Raw genomic sequence first — 25,316 nt, 5'->3', positions numbered from 1 at the left:
TGGATTATGCTTAGGGATAGTCAACAGCGTACACAAGCTACCGATCCGCGGCGCTCGTTTATAGTACAGGCGCCCGCGGGTTCAGGTAAAACCGAAATTCTGACGCAACGTTACTTACGTTTGTTAAGCACAGTCAACGAACCAGAGCAAATTGTAGCGCTTACGTTTACACGAAAAGCAGCCAGTGAAATGCGCGAGCGTATTTTGTGCGCGCTTAAACAAGTGGCTTGCGGTGCGAAAGCAAGCACCCCTCATCAGGAACAAACCTATTACTATGCTGCAGAAGCCCTTACCCATGCAGATAAGAAAAATTGGAGGTTGCTTGACCATCCAGGACGCTTACGCATTATTACGATTGATTCCCTATGTCAAATGCTATGCCATGCAATCCCCTTGCATGAAAAGCAGGTTGCTTTTGCCCAAGTCAGTGAAAACCCTGAAATTCATTATCGAGCTGCAGCTAAAGCGTGTCTTGCGCACGCACTTGAGGACAAAACTCTTCATCAACCTCTAAAGACACTATTGGAACATTTAGATAATCGCCAAGACCGAATCCTTAACCTATTTGGCGAATTACTTGCCACGCGTGATCAATGGTTACCCTCTTTATATTCTGCACGCATGCAGAACAAAGCTAATTATGAAGAGATGTTGGCATCCATTGAACAGCATGAGCTTGCCCGCTTTGTGCAGACTGTTCCTTTAGATTGTCGTGATGAATTATGTTCATTGGCTTGTCAAATAGCTAATATTGAATCTAAACCTGAATCAGCGCGTTATGCATTACGTGAATGGGAAAATTTCAACCAAATAAACCGCAAAATTGCGGCTGGTTTGGCCTCTCTCCTCCTTACCGCCGAAGAAAAGCTAAGAAAGGGCTTTGATCATCATGTTGGCCTCAGAAAAGGCGCTTGCGAAGATAGGCTATACGATAGACTAAAAGCAAATTCCAAAGCACTTTTACTTAAGCTTGATGAAACACCCGAATTTCTTGAGTCTTTAATCAAAGTCAAAAATCTTCCCCCACCGCAGTATGATCCTGAGCAATGGCAAGTACTGCAGGCTTTATTTGTTTTGTTGCCCCTTTTGGTTGGCCATTTGCATGTGATTTTTACTCAGCAAAACGAAGTAGACTTTACCGCCATTTCCCAGCAAGCCTTGAATGCTTTAGGGGATGATGAGCAACCTACCGATTTAGCGCTCTACCTCGATAACACCATTCAGCACCTATTGATTGATGAATTTCAAGATACTTCAATTCAGCAGTTTCAGCTATTAACCAAGCTCGTACAAGGTTGGCAGCCTAATGACGGCAGAACTATGTTTGTCGTGGGTGATCCCATGCAATCGATTTATCGTTTCCGTCAGGCAGAAGTTGGCCTTTTCTTAAAAGCAAAACAGACAGGAATTGGCTCGGTGGTGTTAGACAGCTTAGAGTTATGTTGTAATTTTCGCTCCACTGCAACCATAATTGATTGGGTCAACCAACAATTTAGCACCATTTTTCCGCAGTACGATGATGTGGAATCTGGAGCGATTTCTTTTTCTCCTTCCGTAAATGTCAAAACTGACAGCGAAAGTTGCGCTATTGGGGCTTGGCAATTTTCAAATCGTCGCCTGGAAGCACAAGCTTTAGTCGAATGCGTAGCAGAAGAGTTAAAAAAATACCCAGATGATCAAATTGCAATCCTTGTTCGTTCGCGCACACAATTAAGTGAAATCATTAATTTATTGCGTGAACAAAAAATCCCTTTTCAAGGGGTGGATATAGAACATTTAGCCGGACTCTCACATCTTCGGGATCTTTGGTCATTAACTCAAGCACTATTATTACCGGCAAACCGCTTAGCTTGGTTAGCGCTGTTGCGTAGCCCTCTTTGCGGTTTATCGCTCAATGATTTGCATTCCGTTGCCAATTTCGACCGAAAAAAACCCATTTATTACGCATTATCTCAATCAGAGTGTTTGACCCATTTGAGCGAAGACGGGCGTAGGCGTGCACAATTTATCTATGCGGTACTCCACAATGCACTTGCCTGTCGTTATCAACAATCTTTGGTTGAGTGGATCGCTCAAACACTCAAAGACTTGCAGGTCGATAAAATTCTCGATACGGCTCAGCAAGATGATTTAGAGCAGTTTTGGTTATTACTTGAGCGCTTCGCGCCTCCTGGCAAACCGCTTGATCTGAAGGCTTTTAAAACCGAATTCGACAAACTTTATTCGCAACGGGTTAACCCTTCACGCTTGCAAGTCATGACCATTCATAAATCCAAAGGATTGGAATTTGATTGTGTGATTTTGCCGGGCTTGAGCAGCAAATCGCAAAATAAAGATCAACCCATGCTGCGCTGGTTAAAACTTCCGAGCAAGAAACAAGGTGAGCTTTTGCTTGTTTCACCGATTAAAGCAGCACATCAAGGGCAATGTTTGTTGTATGATTATCTTGGCCAATTAGATGCCGAAAAAGATTGTTACGAATTGCAACGCTTGTTTTACGTGGCTGCAACACGTGCTAAAAAACGCCTCTACCTTTTTGATAGCAGTGAAAAGGAAACCAAAGGCACTTTTCGCAGCTTCTTAAAAAATCAAGAATTTTTAACGCAAACTGAAGAAAAACTGGAAGAAACAGCTGGGCAATCTTTACCACTACTCTATCGATTGCCTATCGAGGCTTATCTCCATCTTCCTTCTGCCCCAGAAACCTTAGGGAAAAAATCAGTGCTCTCCGTCCCGCATGGGCCAGCACGGCAAATGGGTATCGTAGGACATGAATTATTGCAATGGATTTGCGATAATCACCCGATTTCGATTAGCGAAATACCTTGGGCAATGGTTAAAAGGCAGTTTAAACGTTTGGGATTTACCCCCAAAGAGCAAGATGAAGCGTACCTATCGCTTAACCAACAAATCACCCATTTATTCAAGGATCCTATAGGCCAATGGCTAATTAAAGCGCATCAAGAAGAACATAATGAATATGAGTTTCTCGTTGATGACAGAGGGTTAGTGTCCACCAGAATTATTGACCGAACCTTCGTTGAAGACGGTATTCGCTGGATCATTGATTTTAAAACTGGCAGTGAAGAAGAAGCAGCACAACTACAACATCGTCAACAGGTGAATCATTATGCGCAACTAATGGCAATTCGCTCCCAAGAACCTATACGCTGCGGCCTTTATTATTTAGCGAGCAGTCATTGGGTTACCTGGGAATATCAATCAGACTTAAACCTGTGTCATCTTAGTAATGGATAAATAAATGAACTTAGAGAATCGTGTTTTTGAAATTCTAACCAACACCCCTGACGAATTACTCGGTTTAAACGCTAACCAATTAGGCTTACACGCAAAATTAACCGCAGAAGGAAAGCAAATCTCTTTATCCTTACAGGGAGGCTTTCCCACACTACCCCTGAAAACCGCTCTTTTACCCACATTGCAAAATGCCTTGGAGCAAGCCTTACCCGATTATAAAATTCAAATCAATCTTGAGCATTTCATTAAAGCACACCGAACCCAACTTGTTGGCAAAGGATTGCGCGGCATTAAAAACACTATTGCAATTGCTTCTGGAAAAGGCGGAGTCGGAAAATCAACAGTAGCAGTTAACTTAGCCATTTCATTGGCTAACGCTGGGGCTAAAGTAGGCATTTTAGACGCAGATATTTATGGCCCAAGCATTCCTCTCATGCTAGGCAAGGTGAATCCTGTGGAAATCAGTGGCGAATATTATCTCCCGGCATCTGCCCACGGCATACAAGCCATGTCAATTGGTTACCTGACCGACAGTGAGCAAGCTTTAATTTGGCGCGGGCCAATGCTGGCCAAATCACTCATCCAAATGCTGGATATTACTTTATGGGATGAATTGGATTACTTGATTATTGACTTACCCCCTGGGACGGGTGACATCCAATTAAGTCTAGTGCAAAAAATCCCTTTAACTGCGGCTGTGGTTGTAACCACGCCACAAAACATAGCCACTTTGGACGCGCAAAAAGCAATCAAAATGTTCGAAAGAACAAACATCGACGTTTTAGGCTTAGTCGAGAATATGTCCTTACATGTTTGTAGTCAGTGCGGGCATCAAGAAGCAATTTTTGGCGAGGGCGGTGGACAAAAATTGGGCGATAAGTTCCACGTCCAATTGCTTGGCCAATTACCCTTAGACAGTCGCATCCGCCAGGAGTGTGATGAAGGCCACCCTACAGCAGCTAACCCGGATGATCCGTTGGCTAGACCCTTCTTGCAGACTGCAATGCGTGCTGCGGTTGCGCTAGCTGGTAAACCCTTAAATTATGCAGACAAATTCCCGAATATTGTGGTTGAGTAATCGATTTAACTAGTGACCAGTCAAATCCTGTCCCGTCATTGCAGGGAACGCAGTGAAAAAGCAACCCAGGGTTGAACAATGGAACTTCTGGGTTGTTAACAAGAAGCTCATCCATGCATGTAATCGGGATGTGTCTTAACCCCTTCTAGAAGTGCCTCATTTTCATGTTAAAATAAGTTTTTTACCCGAGAGTATCCATTAATGTCTGAAAACTACACAGCCGAAGCGATAGAGGTACTAAGCGGCCTTGAGCCAGTTCAACGTCGTCCAGGTATGTACACTGACACGGCCAGACCTAATCATTTAGCTCAAGAAGTTATCGATAACAGTGTTGACGAAGTGATTGCGGGCTTTGCAAGTCAAATTATTGTTACTCTCCATGAGGATGGCTCAATTGAGGTCGAAGATAATGGCCGAGGGATGCCAGTTGATCTCCACCCGCAACTCGGTTTGAGCGGGGTTGAAGTCATCATGACTCGTCTGCATGCCGGTGGAAAGTTTTCCGATAAAAATTATCGCTTTTCCGGTGGACTGCACGGCGTTGGGGTATCCGTGGTTAACGCCCTTTCAGAACGTGTTGAAGTCACCATCAAACGAAATGGTATTGTCTATCAGATGTCCTTTGCCAATGGCGACAAGCAGCAGGAACTCAATGAAACCGGTGTCACTAAAAAAAGGGATACAGGGACAATTATTCGCTTTTGGCCAAACGCTAAGTATTTTGACACCACCAAAATTTCGATCAAACAACTAACCCATGTGTTACGTGCCAAAGCAGTACTCTGCCCTGGCTTATCCATGACTTTTATCAATAAAGCCACCCATGAAGAAACCCATTGGTGCTATGAGAAAGGACTGGCTGATTATTTGCGGCAATCATTACCTACAGATTACTTTCCTGACGAGCCTTTCACTGGTGAATTTTCCAGCGAAGAAGCAACTGTAGATTGGGCGTTAGCTTGGTCACCCGCTGCCAGTGGCAATTTAAGCGAAAGCTATGTGAATTTAATCCCAACGGTTCAGGGCGGCACGCATGTCAATGGTTTGCGTACAGGACTTCATGAGGCTTTGTCCTCCTTTTGTGAATTACGCAATTTACTGCCGCGCGGTGTCAAATTAACTGCCGATGATCTCTGGGAGCCCTGCCAGTATGTATTATCCGTTAAAATGAAAGATCCACAGTTCGCCGGCCAAACGAAAGAGCGTTTGAGTTCGCGGCAAACAGCAGGTTTCGTCAGCAGTGTGGTCAAAGATGCTTTCGCCCTTTGGCTGAATCAACACCGCACCCAAGGAGAAGCAATCGCCGCGTTTGCTATTGAACGTGCGCAGAAGCGTCTGCGCCAAGCCAAACAAGTTGCTCGCAAACGAGTGAGCCAGGGCCCAGCACTGCCAGGAAAATTAGCCGACTGCCTGCAACAGGATCTCAGCCAAGCAGAGTTATTTCTGGTAGAGGGCGATTCTGCAGGAGGTTCAGCTAAACAGGCTCGTAATAAAGACTTTCAGGCTATTCTGCCGTTGCGAGGGAAAATTTTAAATTCCTGGGAAATTGATTCTTCACAAGTGTTGGCTTCACAGGAAATTCACGACATTTCTGTGGCGATTGGTATTGATCCAGGTTCAGAAGATCTAAGCGGCTTAAGATACGGTAAACTGTGTATTCTTGCCGATGCCGACTCAGATGGCGCACATATTGCAACACTTCTATGTGCTCTGTTCTTGAGGCATTTTAAACCTTTGGTTCAGGCAGGCCATGTTTTTGTTGCCATGCCGCCCTTGTACCGAATTGATGCGGGCAAAATTGTCCATTATGCCTTGGATGATGAAGAAAAAGAAAAAATAATTGCTGAACTCACCCAAACAACAAAAGGCAAAATTAATGTTCAGCGCTTTAAAGGATTAGGTGAAATGAACCCCATGCAATTACGTGAAACCACCATGGATCCCAATACCAGACGATTAGTGCAATTGACTCTTGATGATGAAGAAGCGACGATGGCAATGATGGACATGATGCTTGCCAAGAAAAGGGCGGCAGATCGCAAGACTTGGCTGGAAACAAAGGGGAATTTAGCCGAAATATAAGGAAATAATCATTTATGGAATACATCACATTAGGTCAGTCTGATCTTAAAGTCTCCAGACTTTGCTTAGGATGCATGAGTTATGGTGATCCAACCAGCGGCCATTATTCCTGGGTTCTCAACGAAAAAGATTCACGTCCTTTTATTAAACAAGCACTTGAGCTAGGGATTAATTTTTTTGATACCGCGAATATGTATTCCTTTGGAGCTAGTGAGCGAGTTCTTGGGAAAGCATTGAAAGATTTTGCGAAACGAACCGAAGTGGTTATTGCGACAAAAGTTTTTTTTCCCATGAATAAAGAGGATCCCAATAGCGGTGGTCTTTCAAGAAAGTCCATTCTTCATGAAATCGACCAAAGTTTGACCCGATTAGGCACAGACTACATCGATTTATATCAAATTCATCGCTGGGATTATAAAACACCCATCGAAGAAACCTTAGAAACACTTGATGAAATTGTGAAGGCAGGAAAAGTCCGCTACCTTGGCGCTTCGTCCATGTTCGCCTGGCAATTCGCCAAGTGCCTCTATTTAGCCGAGAAGCATCATTGGCATCGATTTATTTCCATGCAACCGCACTACAACCTGATTTATCGTGAAGAAGAGCGCGAAATGCTCCCGTTTTGCAAAGTTGAAAAAATCGCGGTAATGCCTTGGAGCCCTCTTGCCCGGGGAAGATTAGCTCGACCGCTTGAGAGTCAGGAAACTGCGCGTTTTGTAACCGATTACGTTGGCAAAAAACTTTATGATAAAACTCAAGAAGCGGATAATTTAATCATTAAGCAAGTCAACCGCATTGCCCAACAAAGAGACATCGCCCCCTCCCAAGTCGCCCTTGCTTGGCTCTTCAAAAATCCGGTGGTAAGCACACCAATCATTGGTGCAACAAAACCTCACCATCTCGAAGATGCAGTAGACGCATTAGGGATAAGATTAACAAAAGAAGAAATACGGTTACTTGAATCACCTTATGTTCCTCATGACATTGTCGGATTTTCATAAAATACTTCAAAAGCATCTAAATCATTAATTTCAATAGCATAATGGTAAGGTCGTTTAGACCTAACCTAGATTTGATTAGATCTAAGCGTGATGATAAAATCAACATTCTGGACAATAAAAACCTATTTTTTATTTCCTTTAGTTAAGCTTAACTTAATATTTTCTTGGTATATTTTACAACTCCTAGTTAATTTTGATTGACCTAATGTACCGATTGACTCAGCAATTCAGAGAATCATTAATCAATTTTTTGCGTGATCCAGAAAATCCCGCAAATAAAACAAAATTAGCAGCTGCCGCTTATGCAATTTATGAAGAAGCCTCCACTCTATATGGTTCTGAGCCAGATAAATTTATGCTTCATGTGGATACTCGAGTAAAACCGGCAGTGAAAGGCATTCGGATTCACCCGGATCTCGGCAAACTATTGGATAACTTTAACCGAGAGTTAAGTTTGTCGGACTCAGTACAAGAAAGACTAGCTTTTCATCCTCTAACCCTCACTTACTATGAATATCTGAAAAAAAATTTACTTGACCCTGAACAAATAACCAGAGATAAATTAGATATAATTCAACAAACTATTCAACAAGTGAAAGCCGAAAATAACCCTTATGCCAAGGAGTTAGAAAGCGCTTATATTAAGTTGAAAACTTTAGTTGATGAGCATTTTGAATTACCCCAGACTGCCCAATCCGCTCACTATGAACATTTCAAACGGAAACTAGAATTTGTATGCTCTGAGCATAAACAGGCTATCCAGAGCAATGTGCGAATTAAAACGGTTTTTTATGATTTTCTTGCAGTCATTTCTAGCCTCTTAATCTATATCGGAGAATATCTGTCTAATCTGTGCCAAAAAAAGGTTAATTTTTTTAAGGTGTCTTCTATTTTACCTAAAGAAACGTTGTCTAATTTTTCTCTTGGAACTTCAACAATAGAAATTACGGAATACGATGAAGACGAAGACAGTGATCTTCAATCTTCTACCAACATGATCTATTTTTAGTTTAACTGTAATTTTTATACATTTCTTTGAAGTTCGATACTTCGTCAATAATAATCTATAATCAAGCACCTTGCGTTGAAAATCCACTTTACTTTACGAGATAAATTCACTCTATGGGCTACCAAATAGATTTGATTTCACCAGAGAAAGCAGAGCAACTATGCTGCAAAATCATTGCGAATTTACCCGAGTACTTTGGCATACCTGAAGCAAATGCGTCTTATACTTCAGGGGTACGTACAAACATCAATTTTGCAGCTCAACTTGATGGGGTTTACATTGGCCTTTTAAGCCTCAATTTTCCCTACCCTTCTAATAGTAACATTTATTGGATGGGGGTGATGCGTGAATATCAACACCAAGGAATTGGTCGATTGTTACTGCAAGAAGCCTCGGCTTACGCTGTCAAAGCACAAGCAAAAACAATGACCGTGGAAACTTTATCACCCGGCGAGAAGGATGAGAATTATTTAAAAACGTACCAATTCTATCAAAAACATGGGTTTTCCCCCCTTTTTAATTTAAAACCCACTGACTACCAATGGAATATGGTTTATCTGTTTAAACAACTCAATAGTCCTTTGCAAGAGCTCATTGTTATCGAAAGGGAAGCACGGGATTACGGTTTCGACTGGCCTAATCACGAGATGATTATTGAGCAAGCAATTTCGGAATGCGAAGAAATTAAAGAAGCGATTGCCGGTAACGAACCGAAATACCGTATTCAAGAAGAAATAGGTGACTTGTTGCACACCGCTATTTCATTATGCCTCTTTGCAGGATTCGATCCCGACCTTACCTTAGCCCAAATCGTCACGAAATTTACGGCACGGATGTGTTCTCTTCAAGCAATTGCAAAAGAGCAAGGATTAACTACGCTGAAGGGGCAACCTACGGAATTGATGATTGAACTGTGGAATAAAGCAAAACGGGTTGGCCGTTGATCCCCACTATCCCCACCTTATCAAAGGTACAATATTGGAGTAATCGTCTGTCCATAATCGGCTATCGTTTCCTGCAGCAAATCGCCAGCCTTCCATCCGCATTAATTCGAGGGCTAAGGGTTGATTTGCTGTAAGCAGTGCCCATTCGGCTGTCAACTTTCCTTCAGTCTCATTTCCCTCTTGTTTTTTATGCAATACAACCAATTGCAGTTCACGGCCTGCAGCAATAACAACAGGAAGCAAATGCAAATGACGATTACTGATATTAATTAAGATGCCCCCATTCTCCTCAATGGTTTGTTGATATAATTTAAAGGCTTCCAGTGTTAATAGATGAGTGGGGATTGCGTCAGAAGAAAAGGCGTCAATCACTAAAAGATGCGCACGCCTGTCTTGATTATGTTCTAAAATTTTTCGTCCGTCTCCTTCATGGAGCGATATTACCGGTGGGCAATCATGTAGGTAAGTAAAATAATGATTATTGCTTGCAATGCGAATAACCTGTTTATCAATATCAATGATTTTGAGCCTATCGCGATTGCGAAACTGACAGGCCATCATTCCAGTACCTAACCCGATTATCGTCGCATCAAGCTTAGGGAATATCCCCTGAAGACGGCGAACCACGGGCAATACAGAACCATAATAAGCCATTGCAGCATTTTCTTGCTGACTATATCCATTCAGTTGAAAACCATGCAAGGTATTCTGGCTTACCAATACGTGCGCATTACTTAGGGAAAGCACTTGTTTTACACCATAAAAATTGCGCTGCTGTGTTAATGTTTCTATTGATTTAAACCAAGGGCTAAACAGAAAAACAAATAAAATCGCCATTCCCATAAAAAGATTGATTTTATTTTTAGGCCAAATCACGAGGATACCCAGTGCTAAAATCGCCAGGATATGATGTGTTTTCATCCAGCAATGTTCAGGCAAAAAACAATTAATTAACAATAAAACAAAGAGAATAATTGAGGTATAAACAGATGATCGGGGTAAAGAAAAACAAAGCATAGCAAGGGCAAAAACCAAAGGGTATTCATAAGCACCATCGAAAAGACGTGGTGCTATTACCCCATTAAACAAACCAGCTAAACTGCCTCCTAAGGCAATACAAAAATAAAAACTGGTGAGTTGATTAGTTGTTGGCCTCATTCGTACTAATTCACCATGACATAAAAGCGCAAGCATAAACAAGCTTGCTAAATGAAATAGGATAAGCGCCCAAGCCGTTAATAAGTTGGCCCCTACAATAAATCCAATGACAGGAAAAATAATAAAAAATAAGGTATTTCGGGTAACCCATGCGTGAGGAATGAGGGGATTTTTCGCAAAAGTAATGATAAAAGAGAGTAAATAAACAAGAAGAGGAATGACCCAAAATAAAGGGGTTGCGGCAATATCAGTGGAGATGTAAAAAGATACACCTAACATTAAACTGCAAGGGATAAAGCTATAGCTAATCCAGCGTAAGCGAATCGACCAAGTTGCCTTATTTTTTTTACGCTCAGGGGTTAATGATTGCTGTTTTGGGATAAACAGTGCAGCCAATAAGACAATCATATAAATAACAAAACTCAAATTCCAATAATGGAACTGCAGCTTTAAGCCAATATAGCGCTCAATTATCCAAGGATAGGCCAATAAAGCAAACAAGCTTCCTACATTCGATGCGACATAAAAAAAATAAGGATCACTTGCGTATTTCGCCTTTGTCTGGCTGTATGCAAATTGTAATAAAGGTGCAGAAGCACCGATGACTAGAATCGGCAAACCTAAATGAGTAATTAAATGGCACAAAATCGCCAAATCAGGTGAGGTTAAGTTAAAAGTGGGGGATACCGTTAATGGAAGAGCAGTTAGACTCAGCAAAACCAGCGAAACGTGCACTAAGCGCCATACCCAATTATTGGCAATTCGGCTCAGCACCCAAGCGTAACCATAAGCAAGCAAAAGCATGGTTTGAAAAAACAACACGCATATTGTCCAGACAGCAGGGGTGCCCCCGTACACAGGAAGTAATAATTTTGCAACTATCGGTTGGATAACAAAAAGCAGCAAGGCGCTTAAAAATAAAGGAATGGAAAATAAAAATCGTGTCACTGATTCATCCTGAAAATACTTCGCTTTTCAGCACGTTTAAATTAGACAATTGTGGCCTATCTTTACTGTCTAGAAAAGACTTTTATTTTACATTACAACTTCGTTTACAACTGTTCGAATTAACATGACAACTTCAGGGATGACAACTCTGTTGCCCTGTTAACAAGGGCGAACTGATGATAAATTGCTTAGCTCTATCACCTTTGAATCGCCACTGTTGTTTTCCTTACATCCCTGTAATCGAAAGACTATCTCGGGTATTTTTATTTGTGCCAATTCAAGTATTGTATAACCCTTATTATTTCTCACATTATCAATACCAGGAACAAACTGTCTTGCCTGCAAGAAAACTGGAATAATTTTATCCACATCAAGGCTATTTTCTAGTGCCCAATGAAACCAGGTATTGCCCTCATTATCTTTTTTTGTTAATTGATTAAGTAGATGTGCCTTTCTACAAAACTCATTAAGAATTTCATTTCCAAAAACAGAATTACCAAATGTAGAAGTACAAAGCCGGTATAAAGGACTATTCTTCTCTCTATGCTCACTCCAATTTTGATACGGCGGGCAAATCAAGGATGGTTCTAATTGGTATTTAAATAACGACTCGTTCAATAGAATTTTCTCTAAAAAGCACTGACCATCTTGTGAATTAAACAACACTTCAAAAGGCGTTATACTTTTTCCTGGAATTTTTTGTGAGAACATTTCCCCATGAAACTTATTCCATCGTTGTTGCTTAGAGATAAGTGCTTCAAGTCGCGCAGCCCTTTCTTTATCTTCAAGGAAAGTAGTTAAAAAATACTCGTCTTTATCTGGATCAAAATTAAGCGATGTAAATAATTTCTTACACATTGCAGCAAGATCAAGTGAGAGCAAATTACTTAGAAGATCATCGCTCATATAATTCATAAAATGTTTTTTTAAGCGCTCCGATTTAGACATACCCTTGTTTACTTCTGCCTTAGTCTTCATCATCTCCTTTAATTTGGGCATACTTTCTAAATCAGACTCTAATGTTCTCCCTGCTTTATTCTCCTTTTTAAGAATTTCTACATCGAATAGGGGATTTTTCATAATTAATTTTACAAACTTAAAAAGTTCTTTTTCCGCACACCATTGAAACCAATTATTTCCATTTATCGCATCCGGTTTGCAAAGTTCTTCATATAAATCGGTCTCCATGATTAATTTCAGTAATTCACATTTTTCTTTCGTTGCCATTAATCGAAGGAAAAAATTGCCCGCGTTAAATATCCTTTCCCAATCGCGATCAGGTGGGCACAAAAGCTGTTTAACCGACAGCTTTAGATAGAAAAAAGGGTTATGAGGGAAAACATGCTTCGTGAGAAATACAGTACCGCCGGTCACACTTCCCGTCGTTACCAACAATTCAAGAGGTGTTAGGTTATCAGGATGTCCTGGAATAGGCTTAGAAAAACGCTCTCCACTGAATTTATAATAATTCTCAGGATTAGAATCTAAAAAACTAACAAAAACATTCATTTTATTGCTATCCAGCAGAATATGCCTGAAAAGACACTCCCCATCTGGCATCGGAACGGTAAATAAATACCTAAAAAGCTTGTCTTCATCGCAGGCAAAGAATAATTTTAAATTGCTCTCTGTCAAACTGTTAAAAAGGCCTTGAACATATTCCTCAGGTGTTCTCTGTGGTTTAGAAGAAAAAAATGTTGAACCGCCAACGAGGTTAAAAGCTGAATTACCCGCTTGGCGCAAACTTACCGCTGTACTTGAAGAAGAAGTTATTTGGGGTAGAACGGGAGCTCGGCGGACCGCTTGGGGTATCGCTATTGCCTGCACTAACTTTTTTGTACGCTTCTTCTTTTTCTTGCTTTTTTTCGACCGTTTGTCTTCTTGTGCGGGCGATTGTTCAGCCGCTTGCGTGTTTTTAAGCCCGGGTTTATCAGCCACAGGATTTACCACCGATGCCAGTTTAATCTCATGCTCTTTTCTAAATGCCTCAAATTCTTCCGGTTTATGCCCCAATTTATGAATATAAATCTCTCTCGCTTGCGGCAAACCTTGCTTCACAAAATCAATGGCTTTGGATAACCACTCTCGACGCAACTCCTCCTCCGTTTTTGTCGATACTGCAAACGTTACTTCTTGAGCTTCTTCTTTATTGGGCAACCCCACTCCCAGCAATTGATATAAATGCCGTAACGCATGATGCCTTTTCTGGTTGATGATTAAATGCTCGGTTGCACGCGAACATGCCGTGAAAAACTGGTTCATCGGAGGGCCAAAGCGCTCATCACCCTGCCCTTTCTTCGCCCGGTGGGCCGCCTTCGATTTATCCAAAAGCACATCCGGGTTTACTTTCAAATACTCTTCAAGAATATCATCTGCTTCACGAAGAAGCTCTGTCGGCTCAAGTATTTTGTGCGCAACAACCGTCCGAAACTCCAACCCTTTAATCTGCTCAACGGTAAATACCATTTCCGTTTTATACAGCTTGCGCGCTTCCTCCACATATTCCGCTTGCGTTACCACCGCAAACTGCGTCGTCTTAGCTAACTCATGCAAAAACTTCAGGGTCTCTTCATCAGGCCCTTCAACCCATCGGATACTGCCCGCTTTCTTTTTCCCAGAACAACCTGTGATTTTCGATTGCCCCAACTTATCATCGCTACCACCCGTTAAAACATTGCGGATACCCACCGCATTATTCAAAAATGGAACCACAACCTCCGGGCAACGATGCGAGAATGGCAACTCAATGTGACTCACCTCATAGCCCATCTTTCGCAACGTCTCAACTATATAAGGGCGCTTCGATTTAGAATCATTTAAACTTTGACGGGTATCAATACAAAGGCATACTTGACCAGCCTTCGCTAATTCCAGCAAATTGCGAAGCTGCAAATAGGACAAATCTTGCGATTCATCAACCACCACCATCTCATAACGACCTTTCACAACAAACGGGAAAAAAGCAAGGTCAACTTTCTTCTCCGATTTAAGAAATATTTGATACGCTTCATACGCCGCGTAAATCCATCCCTTCTCTTCTGAATCATGAAATATACTTTGCTTCCCTCCTAAGGACAGGTACCCCGCTTCATCATATCCCGATAAAATCCGAAACTCTTGATAGACTTGGCTGCCCTTCTCCTTTAATTCCTCCAATTTCCCTTTTCGCCAACCTTGGGTGGACTCTCGCGCTTTTAATTCTTCCTGCTTCTTCGAAACATAGTGCCTAAACCACTCTGCAAACTCCTCCTTATCAACTAGTGTTTTACCCGCTAACTCTTCTCCATGAAGCACTCTCGCCAACGACTCATACGATTGATACCCAACCCGGCCCTCCGCTTCAGCCGGTAATCCTTCCGCACTACCCCTCTGCATCTGCTCAACTAAGCGCGATGATTGCGTCACATACAAAACACCATTATTCCCCTCTAACGGCAAACCATTCAGCAACGGATTCATTAAAAATAACGACACACACGACTTCCCTGAACCAGGAGGGCCACTCACTAACAACGGTAATTTCGCCTTTAACGCTTCCTCTTGTTTACTGTTTAACTCAATGAAATTCTGATTGTAATACTCAAGGCCTACCCATTTTATCCCCGTCCCTTCTTTATTACCCTGCAAATTAGAAACCAAACCTTCCTCTTGCCCTGATTGCTCCAACACCTCCTCTAAATAATGGCGATATTTCTCCAAATAGCGTTCGCAATATCCAGGAATCACCACAAATGGACTCCGGTGATATTGATGTCCTATGTCTTTCAAAAACAAAATATACGGATGGCCTTTTACTTCCGCATTCGCAAACAGTAAACGATTCCCTTGACTCGCCCTAACACTGTAAACATACGGCTTTACTATCCATTCTAATCCTAGCGATTTATATTCCCCTCTTACCAACTTCTCTATAATTGGCTTGTATTCCTCTAACTTCTCCTCATCGCCTATCAGTCCTTGCCAATAATGTATCGTTCCGGGGGCCATCTAAGTTTCCTATAAATCTCAAAAAAACCAACTATTGTACATATTGATTTTATTTTTTCAATTAGAAGAAGAAGAGAGTAATTTAACAATATTCTGCCCCGGACATCTCAGGATATTGAGAGCAAATCGGTGTTAAGGGCATAGTTTTTTGATTTTTGCTCTAGGGTCTGCTGGCAATTGGTTTCGAAAGTTGAAAAACAAGGCAAATTAAATGTAATTTGAGCAGGCCATCTTCATTTACAACAGTAAACCAACTGTCTACTGACCCTAGGCAGAGCTAGCAGTATTCGCTCGATTCAGTGGAAGGTTGCGCTTGCTCGCTTCGTTGACTAGGTGAATAGCAACTTGAATGTTCAACACCTTGTTGTGATTGGGGTTTCGCTTTTTTCAAGTCGCGCAAGAGTTGCCGACGGAAAGAGGGATAATCCACTTCAATCGCGTGTCTTATGTTTGCTTTAAACCTAGAACGCGATTTTTTTATCTCCCTTTTTATTTTTATAGGTAAATTTTTTGGGCGATCTAAGCTGCCGGCAATAATTCTAGCTGCAATTTTGGCTTGAAAATCAGCAAGAGGCCAAATGCAACCCTGCGGTTGAAACAAACCAATAAAATAGAGATTTTTAAAATCAGCGTGCATCATTTTTCGATAAAGAGGAACATGAACTAAGGTACTAAAATCGATGAGTTGTTTATCAAAAAATGGAAAACTTATCTGGTAGCCTGTCGCTAAAATAATGACATCAAATTCATCTTGCCGACCATCAACAAAATGAACTGTATTACCATCCAATCGATCAATGGCTCGACGCGGTAAAATCTTACCGTGTCGTATGTAATAAAGCAGTTCGGAATTAATGGTTGGATGAATTTCTTGTGGTTTGCATTTAGGTTTTTCTAAATGATACTTTGGATACCGCCCTTGAATAATACGGATTATGGCAGCAGCTAATAATTGCTTCGGCCAATAAGGCATCCAATTCACAAAAGAGAACATGATATCAGTAGGTTTACCAAAAATGAATTTAGGAAAAATATGCTGGCCGCGGCGTAAACTGATGCAAGTTTTCGGCGAATGGCGTGAGATCTCCACGGCAATATCACAAGCTGAATTACCCCCTCCTACGACAAGCACTCTTTTATTTTTAAACGGTGCAGCTCGTTTATATTGGTGGGAATGGAGTATTTCGCCTAGGAATTCTCCACAAAATTGCGGAACTATAGGATCCCAGTGATGGCCGTTTGCGACTAGAACGTAATTAAAAACTTCTTCATATGTGCCTTGTTCGTTCTTATAAGTAACCATCCATTCCCTTTCCGACAGAGGGACGATTTTTTCGACACAAGTATTGAATTGAATATACTCATTAACACCAAAATGCTGCGCATAATCTTCAAAATAACTCAGAATTTGAGTATGTGACGGGTAGTCAGGATACTCAAACGGCATTGGGTAATCTTCGTATTGCGAGAGCCGTTTTGAACTAATGATATGAGTTGTTTCGTAGACACTCGAGTGATCATTGCTTTCGTCAAAAACCCAATTTCCTCCCAAACGGTGATTTTTTTCAAATACGGTGAAATTAGTTAAACCCTGTTGTAATAAATTTTTTGCAGTAGTTATACCGCAAGGTCCAGCACCAATAACGCAAATTCTTGGAGAATTATTAGGGGGATTTTTCATAATAAATACACTTTTACAAAAGCCTAGGCTAGATTTACATCTTATTTTTATTATTCATCACTGCATTCACATTATGAAGCAGTTTTACTATTTGCATTGCTTATAGCAGCCAATGAACGATTGACCATTAAATTCTGTATCTCTTCATTTTTATCAATAGTAAAATGGTTCACCGCAACGGTTTTAAGCGTTGATACATTAAGATTTTCAATTGTTGTACGCTTAGGATCCATAGCCTTTACTCGCAATCCACTAAACATCGGTACGAAAGATGGCTTGTATATATTGAGTACATGCTTAACATTCGGAGGCACTTCCAGAGGTGAAACAGCATCAATGGTAATGAGTAGGTCTACTGGAATGTTTGCCTTGGCAAGATTTTTAGCCACTTTAATTTGTTCGTTTGCCCCCAAAGAATGTCCTGCCAGAATAATCGGTCCTGGTAATTCCTTAGTCCCATAATTTTTGATGATGTATTTGCTTAATTGATCAACTTTGTACCAAACCGTACTTTCTGTTCTTATTCTGTATTTTCTTTCCAAGGTGCTTTGCAATTGATTCATTCCGGTACTAAAAATACCGCCTAAGCCACCACGCATAACGAAAACGCGGGCTTTACTTTTGAAAACATAGTTTTTATCTTTGGAGAGGCTTTGTGTCGCAGCAAGGTCAATACATCCTGTTAAATATAAATTTGATAACAGTATGCATAAATATAAAATCGACTTGCCTATTCTATAATGACATCGAGATTCCATATTAACCTATTTTCCTCTTTATTATTTTGCTGATTCTACATAAATTTATGGACAGATAAAACCAGTTCATAGGCAATAGCTCGCAGCTCTTTTTATCGGATTTAAAACTTAATTGTCTAATTGTTTGAATTTGATTCTAAGAGCAGTTTAAGTCGAGCCAAAACATAGACCTTAAATTAAGATCCCAAGTTTTGGCTCATTGTCCCAAACTAGCATTCGTCAAAGTGTGTAAAATTGAACATTCATCGCTGGTTTGTCCCTTACAAACCCCAGCCTTTACGGCATGGAATTACTCATTGCGAACAACGATTATCTACCGCCACTTCCGCCAGCACCACCACCTCCAAGACCACCAGCACCACCAGCAGCCCCACCGTATCCTTTTCCGCTATGGATATAAGAAGAACTATCACCTGACTGTTTTTGGCATGCGGATAATAAACTAGAGGAAACGATTAGAGTAAATAGAACAATAATGGCAGATATCCTTGTTTTCATAAGAAATTCTCTCCTAAATAATTCACCCCAAGACTATCACAAGCATTTGATGAATATCCAGCCCAAATTCCAGAAACATACCAAGATAAATCACGCCCTTTAGAAGACAGCCTCTGCATTTCTTACTCATATGACTGACAAAAAATGAAGTAAGTGTAAAGAATTTGTAAATTAATATTCTGTTAATTTTTTGATCTTACTATTCCCAAAATGATAACTGTGTTGTAGTAGAGGTCAAAATGAAAGAGCGAAAAGAAGTAAAAACTCCTGATGAAGCAAAAAGTATTGGGGATCAGGTGACATTTTTTGGTGTTACCAAAGCGATATGGGCGAATTTTTCCCAAGCACATAATGAGTGGAAGCGTAGAAAAAACACGGGGTCTGAATATCCAGGTTATCATTGCCCTGAAAGGAAAGAATTGGATACCAAACTTAAAGAATTGGATGATTCTGCACATCATGTATCAGTATCTGCGGTAAATGATGGCCATGATGCGGCGAAAGTTCCTTTACATCCCAAAGCTAAAAAAGCATTGCTTATGCAAGCAATCGAAAATGATACCAATTACTTGCCGCCTAATAGGCCGCATGCTCTCTCCTATCAACAGGAAATGAGGAATGCAAAAGCATTTTATAAAGCGTATTTGGATCCCGAATATAAACAGTATCGGAATGAGAACTTGGCAGGATTTTTCATTCATTACGCCAAAGGTATTGCTGAATCAACTATGAATCAATGCTTACCTTCGGAAGAATATGTTCCCAAATTTGGGGCCAGATGCAGTGATCGCGGGTAATTAGATACCACGACTATCCCGTTTTATTGCAAGCTATAAAACGGGATTTGATTATTTTATTATTTATGCTCGAAAAGAGGTTTGTCATCAACTTGTTCGTCTTGGATTTTACGGTCTTTCCTGTGAAAAAGAGTGGAAGAAGTCGTTGCTACTGTGACTTTTTTGGAAGGACGATTAAGCTCAGGCCGGGTGGATACATTTTCTAGAAATTCTTTAAGAAGTTCGTTGCAAGAGCCTTCTTTTACACCACCGCCCTTTCTTGATGAATCAAAGCTTATACATTCAGATTTGCCTTCCCCGGAAGGTAGTCTTCTACCCAAATAAACTTGGTGATAATCATCTCCTCCATCCTTACCTTCTACAGGATAAGTAATGATTGCATGCCCTTGTGTGGGGAGTACTTCATCCAGTTCAATTTCCTTCCCTGCTGGAAATGTTTTAACTTGATAAGGAGTCTGCGTATCAACAAAAGCGGAGTGTTTGCCATCTTTTCCTTCCTCTCGTAATTTTTGTTGGTGATCCTCTTCCTCAACTGCTTTGAGGTAAACGTCAACATTGGTTTCAGAAGAAAAATTTTCACGGGGATTAGAACCGGCAATTTGTTTTTTAGCATAAATATTAGTGAGTGGGTTACAAAGTCCCGCTTCATCATCTCTTCCAACAGCCCTGAGCATTTCATCTTGCGAGCTGTATTGAGAAGTGGGCTTAGGTTCGCTAGATGGATCTGAGACTAAAGATTCATACCAATTTGAAAGCCTTTTGAACATTTTAAAACTCCTTCTTAATGTCAAATGGATAAATTATATACTAATTTAACAAATTTTACAGCTTTCTTAGAGCAATTCTTCGTTTGACAGGCAAAAATTTGTCTACTAGCTTCTAATTATACTCAGCTAAAGACCATTGCTTATACCCAAAACACAAGGAGGTTGTTATGTATTTAAGCAAGTTAGGTTTTTTTAAAAATAAAATTGCCCTTGAGAAACAGCAGCTTTTAAACTATTTGAATCTTTTAACCGCAAACTTAAAAAGCAATAACTTAAAAAAGATACAACTTGCTTATTTACAGCAAGGCCTCTTTCTGCTTACTGCTTCAGCGAAGAGGGTAAAACAAAAGCGGATATCCACTAAATTGAACTATACAATACGAAAACGAAAATTAAAAAAACGCTTGACCCAAAGGGTAAAACAAATGGTTGGGAAGCGGCCGATAGAAATAAGAATCCTTGCCTATAATCCAGAATTCGCCAGAATAGAAACAAATAAGAAATCCCCTAAACACAGAATCAGGACGAACCTGCACCCATAAAATCTAGTAAGGTCTGCAATGTGTAATTCGTCTGAGCGAATCCTTTCGCTGGATTCGCTTTCTGAAGAAATGCTATGAACTGATTTTTTGTACCCTAAGCTATCTGCCTATCAAAATAAAAATGGCAGAAATTAAAGCAATTATGGCGGTGACAACCGGTGGAATAGGAATGCCTGGAGCAAGTGTTGTTAATGCAACCAAGATTAGAAAAATTGCAAGAAGGATAAATCCGATATTATTAGTAAGTCGCATAGTAATAATCCTTTAAAGTTACGAGAACATCCCAGATAGTGGTCAATGAGGGTGATCCCATATCACCTATCATCAACTCACAGAATTAGATTATCCTTTTTTTAATGACTGTGCAAAAGCCCGGGGCAATGCCCCTAAAAAGTATCAAAGCCTTGATATTCTTTCCAGGGTAAATCCTGACGGGTATGTTCTGTGACCTGAGCATGGGGAGGCCCCTGTTTTAGCCAATCGTAAAAAAGGTCGAGTTGGCCTTCCTCGCCGCAAGCAAACACTTCAACCCTTCCGTCAGCTAGATTACGCGCCCATCCGTTAATGCCAAGCTTATCGGCTTGTTGCTTGGCGGAGGCTCTAAACCATACTCCTTGAACTTTGCCAGAAATATGACAGCGCATGCACATTTGTTTAGCCATAAACTCTAATTTATTTCCTCGAAATTAGATCCCTCTCTAGGGGGTTAAAATGAGATCAGTATACCTCTCAGCAACACTTTTTTCACTAAGCTTTAAGTCCTCTCGTGTAAGGGGGGCTTGTTTTTTCAGGGCAAAAAAGCCTTCTAAGTTCTCTGCAAAACGGTTTGAGGGTAAGTAGGGTTTTCCTGAAGGACTAAAAGCAGGTTTACCCTCCATCGCTGCTTTATTAGTTAAAGCGCCGGGTACTGCTTGCATGACCCCTTCCGCTGCAGCGGCAGCGGCATCCCCGCTCACTTCAACTCTTAAGAATAGCTGCTCATACTCTGGGTTATTGATTGTTAAATCTGGATGTTTAAGTTTTGCTATGAAAGCAGCAGGTAGAATAATTTTAAATTGCTTTTCTACTTCAGGGTAAGCTTTATAAATCGATAATATTTTTTGCAGATAACTATCCAAATCTTGAATTCCAGGATGTAAACCAAGGCGTAGTTGAATATTTGGATGGTTAGGCAACTCGTCAAATAAGCACTTTAAAAATACTGCATCACTCGTTTCCACAGGCTGGGTGGTACTGCTTACAAATGCGAGTGATTTACCGGGGGCGATTTTTAATTCTTCTCTGGTTTTCTCCAAAACAGCTGATGCGGGCAGCTCATCTTGAAGAGCTCTATCAATACTCAAATGGCCCGTTACATGCACTTTTGCATCGAGTTCAAAATCGTCAATTGCCGTATTAAGCGGTACACCCCATTGAACATTTGGTTTGTGCTTTAATAATGGCAAGTATTTCCATAAAGAGTGTGGCTCAGGTTTAAACATGAATTCATAGGCAACAAGCACAGGGGTATCTTCCAATGCCTCAGCAATTTGAAAAGGAATTTCATTATCTGCTGATGGCACCCCTATAAAAGCATAATCAACCTGATGCTCCTTTTGTACAAACCCGACAATAGTCTGAACTTGCTCCTTTGAGCAACGCGTCTCCACAGGAAAATCCTCGCTATTAATAATTTGCGGAAGACTTTTTTTCTCAATAACGGATAAAGATTGAAATTTTTCGATTGCGTTTTTTGCAGGTTTGGTTAAGGCAACAAGGATAGCTTTGTGTTCACTATTTCGTTTTTCCATTGATTCGATGGTAGCCAATGCTAAATTAGCATCCCCTACACTACTGACCAAAAAAGCAATCTTCATATTACAACTCTAATAAAAGTGGCATAATTATACGTATCAGAAAATTCATGATCAACGGAATAGTCAGATAGAACTAAGGATGCTCTGCTGAAGCGCTTCTAAATCTAGTATTTTGGACCAGTAAGAGTATACTTTTTCTTGAATCGCTAAAAAGGGAATACGCATGAATACTCATAACAAGTACAAGAAAGGAAGTACTTTTGTGTTTGTTTTAAGCCTCCTCATCAGTTCCATTGCCATAGCGTGGCATGGTGGCGCGCAAGTGACGGACAAAAGTGGCTATCCCATGGGGGATTCCTTTGGCAGTAATGAGGAAATCATGACCAATTGCAAACCTGATGTGACTATTGTAGGCAGCGCAAGAGCTTACGTGAAGAGCTGCCAGGATAGCAACGTCTGCCCGGGTTGGTTTCGCCGTTATATCATCAATCCCATTCATGGGGCATTGCGTACTACTTTCGATTAATCGTCCTAAACCTGTTGTGAGGAAGGATTGGGTTACCTAGGAAGGCGTAACCCAACCCTTGGATTTTATTTCCCACTGGTGTTGGGTCAGTTACTCATTTGCCTATTAATCTCTACATGTTGCAGGCCGATATTGTCTTTTTAGTGTTCCTTTATTACATGCCCACGTTAAATCCCCATTTGCCTGTAGAGTAGGAACTAACACTAAAGTCCCGTTACCTGCAAGCTCAGTATAAGTAATAGTAATTTCTCCTTTGGGACCAATTACAATCGATTGAACATTTGCAGTCGGCGCGGGGCTGGTGTAGTGGGTTGCCTCCTGGGAGTCAGGTAAAGCATGATTAGTCATTGCCGCTTCAGCGACAGCTAATTTTGCCGTCTGGGCCATATTTAAACCTTCAGCTACACGAGCTCTAACGGTGTAATCTTGATAAGCAGGGATCGCAATCGAAATGAGAATGCCTAAGATAGCAATGACAATCATTAACTCAATAAGTGTTAATCCCTTTTGTTTCATATTAATCTCCTGAGATGAGGAAGGAAGGAAGTATGCCATAAACTTGGCCTTAGAGATAAACGAATATTACTTTTCCGTGAATCGTTAATTCTGACGGAATGGTTTAGGGGGCTCTGCTCTTTCTTCCTCGGCTCTTTCTCCTAAACAATAACTCATACGGTATCGATTATGCTTAATTATTTGGCGCCGTTGTACTAATCGATTAGAAATACCTGCCAGGGCATTTTTTTCTTCTCTTATATCCAGTTTTTCCCGTTCCTGGGTTGGCAGCGAATGCCTGATTTGTGAACCTAATCGTCTCATACTGACAGTGGATAAAAACTCATCCTCACTGTCGGTATAATCTCGTGGCGAATACCCGCTTTCATCTCCGGCAATTGAGTGGGTATCCACAGAGCTTGATATATTCCGTTTAGATACAAGTTGTTTTAAACCCCACCCAAAAACGGGATGCTCATAAGATTGGGCATCTTCTCCCAAAGTACTCATCAAAGCAGCTATTTTTTTATTGTTTTCAAAATCATGGGCAATTTCCCTTGGAACACATAATTTGAGTATCTTAAGAAAATCTTTCAAAGCAGTTTCATTATACCCATGTGAATTATGATGGTTGTTATTCGCTATATTTAGCTTATTGAGGTATTTCGTATAACCGCATCTACTCAACCTTTGAAGTTCTTCAGCCAGCCGCTTCATCCCTTCATTGGTGATATTGCAACCATTTAAAGTAACCTCCTTAAGCTTATCCTTCCCTTTTAATAGATAGGCGATATCCGTCATGTCTTCATCAGACAACAATTGCCCTAAAATGACCAGTTCACGTAAGTGATTAAACTCTCTTAAGGCATGGAGAAAAAGTGCTTTACTTTCTTGAGTTTCAAAACTTCCAGTTATTTCAAGCTTTTCTAAATTCGCAAATACAGGGCTAAGCAATTCCCTAACGAATGCTGTTTGCCTTAAGAGTTGAGAATTTAAGCAGAACAGTTGGAACTGAGTTACGCCAGGCAAATTTGCAAGTAATCTGGGTAATCGAGATGCGACCAACTCCTCTTGCTCTACCGCTAGTTCTGCTTCGAAACCAGAACTGATTAGATCGATCTGACAATCCCCTTCACATGTTTTGGCATCATAATTGTAAACAAATCGATCCCCATGGTTAATGAATACATTGATTTCTAAAGAGAAATCGTGTTCTTTAGCAAGCTTGGCTGCCTGGGTTAAATAATAAAATAGGATATGTGAGCTAACGATTGCATCCCCTGCTTGTTTATCTCCTTCAGTTTCAGAAGAATACTCCAAAGCATCTGTTTGCTTAATGGATAATTTCCCCTTGCTAAAAGAAATAGTTAGCGGTGACCTACCCGGCAAAGGAATTGTTAATTCCTCACCTTCATTGCTGCTTATTAGCAATTCCTTCAGTCGAGAAACTTGTCCATGTTTGTTGAGCTGTAAACGAAAAGGCCTACCCTCTTCATCACGTATATCAAGCGTAAAAGAAGAATTTGTGTGAAGCAGATTATCAATTAAAGCCTTCCAAGGTAAACTTCCTATGTCATATTTTCCTTGAGAGTCTACGACGATAAGTTCTTTGGGTTTAGCTCGCTTCAGCATGTTGGCTAATTTAGCGAACAGTAAGTGCATCGAATCAGATGTGTTTGCATCGCTAGGAATCTGACAACGATCAAATTCGAGTGTTATGTCTAGACTTTGTTGGTTTGTATCGCCAAGAACAGCAGAATTAACAAATTCAAAACTTGTGTACTTATTTTTTAATTCAAAAAGTAATCTGCTTAGGGGCAGCGCATTGAATACACATTGAGTAAAAATTAGCTTCTGTTGTAGTGCATCCACACTTAAATCGGCTATCCAAGAATGCTTATTTGCGACTTCCAGCGTCTCTTCGTGAATTTCTATACTCGTCTCGGTTTTTATTTTTTTTGGCATGACTATTCCTGAACATAGGTAAACAA

General features: G+C 40.7%; 20 protein-coding genes. 9 read left to right on the top strand and 11 right to left on the bottom strand.

The window, feature by feature from the left end:
* Positions 1-6 precede the first annotated feature (6 nt).
* The 6 genes from LMI_RS04850 to LMI_RS15080 all read left to right on the top strand — a co-directional run bounded on the left by LMI_RS04850 (position 7) and on the right by LMI_RS15080 (position 9,372).
* Complete coding sequence (locus LMI_RS04850) at positions 7-3,258, top strand: UvrD-helicase domain-containing protein (RefSeq protein WP_045098789.1); 3,252 nt, start codon at positions 7-9, stop codon at positions 3,256-3,258.
* A 4-nt stretch (positions 3,259-3,262) separates the two neighbouring features.
* Positions 3,263-4,336 (top strand): iron-sulfur cluster carrier protein ApbC, encoded by a 1,074-nt coding sequence (gene apbC, locus LMI_RS04845; RefSeq protein ID WP_045098788.1) that lies wholly within the window; start codon positions 3,263-3,265, stop codon positions 4,334-4,336.
* A 201-nt stretch (positions 4,337-4,537) separates the two neighbouring features.
* Entirely contained in the window at positions 4,538-6,418 is a 1,881-nt protein-coding gene (parE, locus tag LMI_RS04840; protein WP_045098787.1) for a DNA topoisomerase IV subunit B, read from the top strand.
* 14 nt (positions 6,419-6,432) lie between these two features.
* Positions 6,433-7,419 (top strand): aldo/keto reductase, encoded by a 987-nt coding sequence (locus LMI_RS04835; RefSeq protein ID WP_045098786.1) that lies wholly within the window; start codon positions 6,433-6,435, stop codon positions 7,417-7,419.
* Between the two features lie 205 nt (positions 7,420-7,624).
* Positions 7,625-8,428, top strand: coding sequence for a hypothetical protein (locus LMI_RS14830; protein ID WP_052679452.1), 804 nt, complete (start codon positions 7,625-7,627; stop codon positions 8,426-8,428).
* A 113-nt stretch (positions 8,429-8,541) separates the two neighbouring features.
* Positions 8,542-9,372: a GNAT family N-acetyltransferase gene (locus LMI_RS15080; protein ID WP_082050704.1), complete on the top strand. Its 831-nt coding sequence runs from the start codon at positions 8,542-8,544 to the stop codon at positions 9,370-9,372.
* A gap of 6 nt (positions 9,373-9,378) precedes the next feature.
* On the opposite strand, the gene LMI_RS04815 is transcribed toward LMI_RS15080, so the two are convergent.
* From LMI_RS04815 to LMI_RS15300, 5 genes are all read right to left on the bottom strand, one after another.
* A complete protein-coding gene (locus LMI_RS04815) occupies positions 9,379-11,478 on the bottom strand; it encodes a spermidine synthase (protein WP_045098785.1) in 2,100 nt (699 codons plus the stop codon).
* 159 nt (positions 11,479-11,637) lie between these two features.
* Positions 11,638-15,465, bottom strand: coding sequence for a DEAD/DEAH box helicase family protein (locus LMI_RS04810; RefSeq protein WP_045098784.1), 3,828 nt, complete (start codon positions 15,463-15,465; stop codon positions 11,638-11,640).
* Between the two features lie 277 nt (positions 15,466-15,742).
* Entirely contained in the window at positions 15,743-17,146 is a 1,404-nt protein-coding gene (locus tag LMI_RS04805; RefSeq protein ID WP_064102976.1) for a flavin-containing monooxygenase, read from the bottom strand.
* Between the two features lie 71 nt (positions 17,147-17,217).
* The gene (locus LMI_RS04800; RefSeq protein ID WP_045098783.1) at positions 17,218-17,904 is read right to left on the bottom strand and encodes a hypothetical protein; all 687 of its coding nucleotides are present in this window, start codon (positions 17,902-17,904) and stop codon (positions 17,218-17,220) included.
* 309 nt (positions 17,905-18,213) lie between these two features.
* Positions 18,214-18,402: a hypothetical protein gene (locus LMI_RS15300; protein WP_045098782.1), complete on the bottom strand. Its 189-nt coding sequence runs from the start codon at positions 18,400-18,402 to the stop codon at positions 18,214-18,216.
* 239 nt (positions 18,403-18,641) lie between these two features.
* Between LMI_RS15300 and LMI_RS04790 the strand changes: the two genes are divergently transcribed.
* Positions 18,642-19,199 (top strand): hypothetical protein, encoded by a 558-nt coding sequence (locus tag LMI_RS04790; protein ID WP_045098781.1) that lies wholly within the window; start codon positions 18,642-18,644, stop codon positions 19,197-19,199.
* Positions 19,200-19,258: 59 nt separating this feature from the next.
* On the opposite strand, the gene LMI_RS04785 is transcribed toward LMI_RS04790, so the two are convergent.
* A complete protein-coding gene (locus LMI_RS04785) occupies positions 19,259-19,966 on the bottom strand; it encodes a hypothetical protein (RefSeq protein ID WP_045098780.1) in 708 nt (235 codons plus the stop codon).
* A gap of 167 nt (positions 19,967-20,133) precedes the next feature.
* Between LMI_RS04785 and LMI_RS04780 the strand changes: the two genes are divergently transcribed.
* The gene (locus LMI_RS04780; protein ID WP_045098779.1) at positions 20,134-20,508 is read left to right on the top strand and encodes a hypothetical protein; all 375 of its coding nucleotides are present in this window, start codon (positions 20,134-20,136) and stop codon (positions 20,506-20,508) included.
* Between the two features lie 99 nt (positions 20,509-20,607).
* Here the strand turns inward: LMI_RS04780 and LMI_RS15465 are convergent, their stop codons facing one another.
* The 3 genes from LMI_RS15465 to LMI_RS04770 form a co-directional block, all read right to left on the bottom strand.
* Positions 20,608-20,760, bottom strand: a complete 153-nt coding sequence (locus tag LMI_RS15465; protein WP_164493052.1) for a hypothetical protein — start codon at positions 20,758-20,760, stop codon at positions 20,608-20,610.
* A 134-nt stretch (positions 20,761-20,894) separates the two neighbouring features.
* Positions 20,895-21,170, bottom strand: a complete 276-nt coding sequence (locus tag LMI_RS04775) for an acylphosphatase (protein ID WP_045098778.1) — start codon at positions 21,168-21,170, stop codon at positions 20,895-20,897.
* Positions 21,171-21,206: 36 nt separating this feature from the next.
* Positions 21,207-22,364 carry a hypothetical protein gene (locus LMI_RS04770; protein WP_045098777.1) on the bottom strand — a complete coding sequence of 386 codons (1,158 nt, stop codon included), beginning with the start codon at positions 22,362-22,364 and terminating at the stop codon, positions 21,207-21,209.
* Between the two features lie 163 nt (positions 22,365-22,527).
* On the opposite strand from LMI_RS04770, the gene LMI_RS04765 reads away from it, so the two are divergent.
* The gene (locus LMI_RS04765) at positions 22,528-22,830 is read left to right on the top strand and encodes a hypothetical protein (protein ID WP_045098776.1); all 303 of its coding nucleotides are present in this window, start codon (positions 22,528-22,530) and stop codon (positions 22,828-22,830) included.
* Between the two features lie 105 nt (positions 22,831-22,935).
* Here LMI_RS04765 and LMI_RS04760 read toward each other — a convergent pair whose 3' ends face one another.
* Together LMI_RS04760 and LMI_RS04755 are read right to left on the bottom strand one after the other, a co-directional pair.
* Positions 22,936-23,346: a pilin gene (locus tag LMI_RS04760; RefSeq protein ID WP_045098775.1), complete on the bottom strand. Its 411-nt coding sequence runs from the start codon at positions 23,344-23,346 to the stop codon at positions 22,936-22,938.
* 84 nt (positions 23,347-23,430) lie between these two features.
* Positions 23,431-25,290, bottom strand: a complete 1,860-nt coding sequence (locus LMI_RS04755) for a leucine-rich repeat domain-containing protein (RefSeq protein ID WP_045098774.1) — start codon at positions 25,288-25,290, stop codon at positions 23,431-23,433.
* Positions 25,291-25,316 lie beyond the last annotated feature (26 nt).

It is taken from the genome of Legionella micdadei (assembly GCF_000953635.1).
Lineage (GTDB): Bacteria > Pseudomonadota > Gammaproteobacteria > Legionellales > Legionellaceae > Tatlockia > Tatlockia micdadei.
Note: the sequence above shows the minus strand (reverse complement) of the source record. Positions and strands in the feature narration are given on the sequence as shown.

Excerpts from the sequence above, each read along its gene's own strand:
- LMI_RS04850 (WP_045098789.1), top strand. The coding sequence starts at position 7 with ATGCTTAGGGATAGTCAACAGCGTACACAAGCTACCGATCCGCGGCGC.
- apbC (WP_045098788.1), top strand. The coding sequence starts at position 3,263 with ATGAACTTAGAGAATCGTGTTTTTGAAATTCTAACCAACACCCCTGAC.
- parE (WP_045098787.1), top strand. The coding sequence starts at position 4,538 with ATGTCTGAAAACTACACAGCCGAAGCGATAGAGGTACTAAGCGGCCTT.
- LMI_RS04835 (WP_045098786.1), top strand. The coding sequence starts at position 6,433 with ATGGAATACATCACATTAGGTCAGTCTGATCTTAAAGTCTCCAGACTT.
- LMI_RS14830 (WP_052679452.1), top strand. The coding sequence starts at position 7,625 with ATGTACCGATTGACTCAGCAATTCAGAGAATCATTAATCAATTTTTTG.
- LMI_RS15080 (WP_082050704.1), top strand. The coding sequence starts at position 8,542 with ATGGGCTACCAAATAGATTTGATTTCACCAGAGAAAGCAGAGCAACTA.
- LMI_RS04810 (WP_045098784.1), bottom strand. The coding sequence starts at position 15,465 with ATGGCCCCCGGAACGATACATTATTGGCAAGGACTGATAGGCGATGAG.
- LMI_RS04805 (WP_064102976.1), bottom strand. The coding sequence starts at position 17,146 with ATGAAAAATCCCCCTAATAATTCTCCAAGAATTTGCGTTATTGGTGCT.
- LMI_RS04800 (WP_045098783.1), bottom strand. The coding sequence starts at position 17,904 with ATGGAATCTCGATGTCATTATAGAATAGGCAAGTCGATTTTATATTTA.
- LMI_RS15300 (WP_045098782.1), bottom strand. The coding sequence starts at position 18,402 with ATGAAAACAAGGATATCTGCCATTATTGTTCTATTTACTCTAATCGTT.
- LMI_RS04790 (WP_045098781.1), top strand. The coding sequence starts at position 18,642 with ATGAAAGAGCGAAAAGAAGTAAAAACTCCTGATGAAGCAAAAAGTATT.
- LMI_RS04785 (WP_045098780.1), bottom strand. The coding sequence starts at position 19,966 with ATGTTCAAAAGGCTTTCAAATTGGTATGAATCTTTAGTCTCAGATCCA.
- LMI_RS04780 (WP_045098779.1), top strand. The coding sequence starts at position 20,134 with ATGTATTTAAGCAAGTTAGGTTTTTTTAAAAATAAAATTGCCCTTGAG.
- LMI_RS15465 (WP_164493052.1), bottom strand. The coding sequence starts at position 20,760 with ATGCGACTTACTAATAATATCGGATTTATCCTTCTTGCAATTTTTCTA.
- LMI_RS04775 (WP_045098778.1), bottom strand. The coding sequence starts at position 21,170 with ATGGCTAAACAAATGTGCATGCGCTGTCATATTTCTGGCAAAGTTCAA.
- LMI_RS04770 (WP_045098777.1), bottom strand. The coding sequence starts at position 22,364 with ATGAAGATTGCTTTTTTGGTCAGTAGTGTAGGGGATGCTAATTTAGCA.
- LMI_RS04765 (WP_045098776.1), top strand. The coding sequence starts at position 22,528 with ATGAATACTCATAACAAGTACAAGAAAGGAAGTACTTTTGTGTTTGTT.
- LMI_RS04760 (WP_045098775.1), bottom strand. The coding sequence starts at position 23,346 with ATGAAACAAAAGGGATTAACACTTATTGAGTTAATGATTGTCATTGCT.
- LMI_RS04755 (WP_045098774.1), bottom strand. The coding sequence starts at position 25,290 with ATGCCAAAAAAAATAAAAACCGAGACGAGTATAGAAATTCACGAAGAG.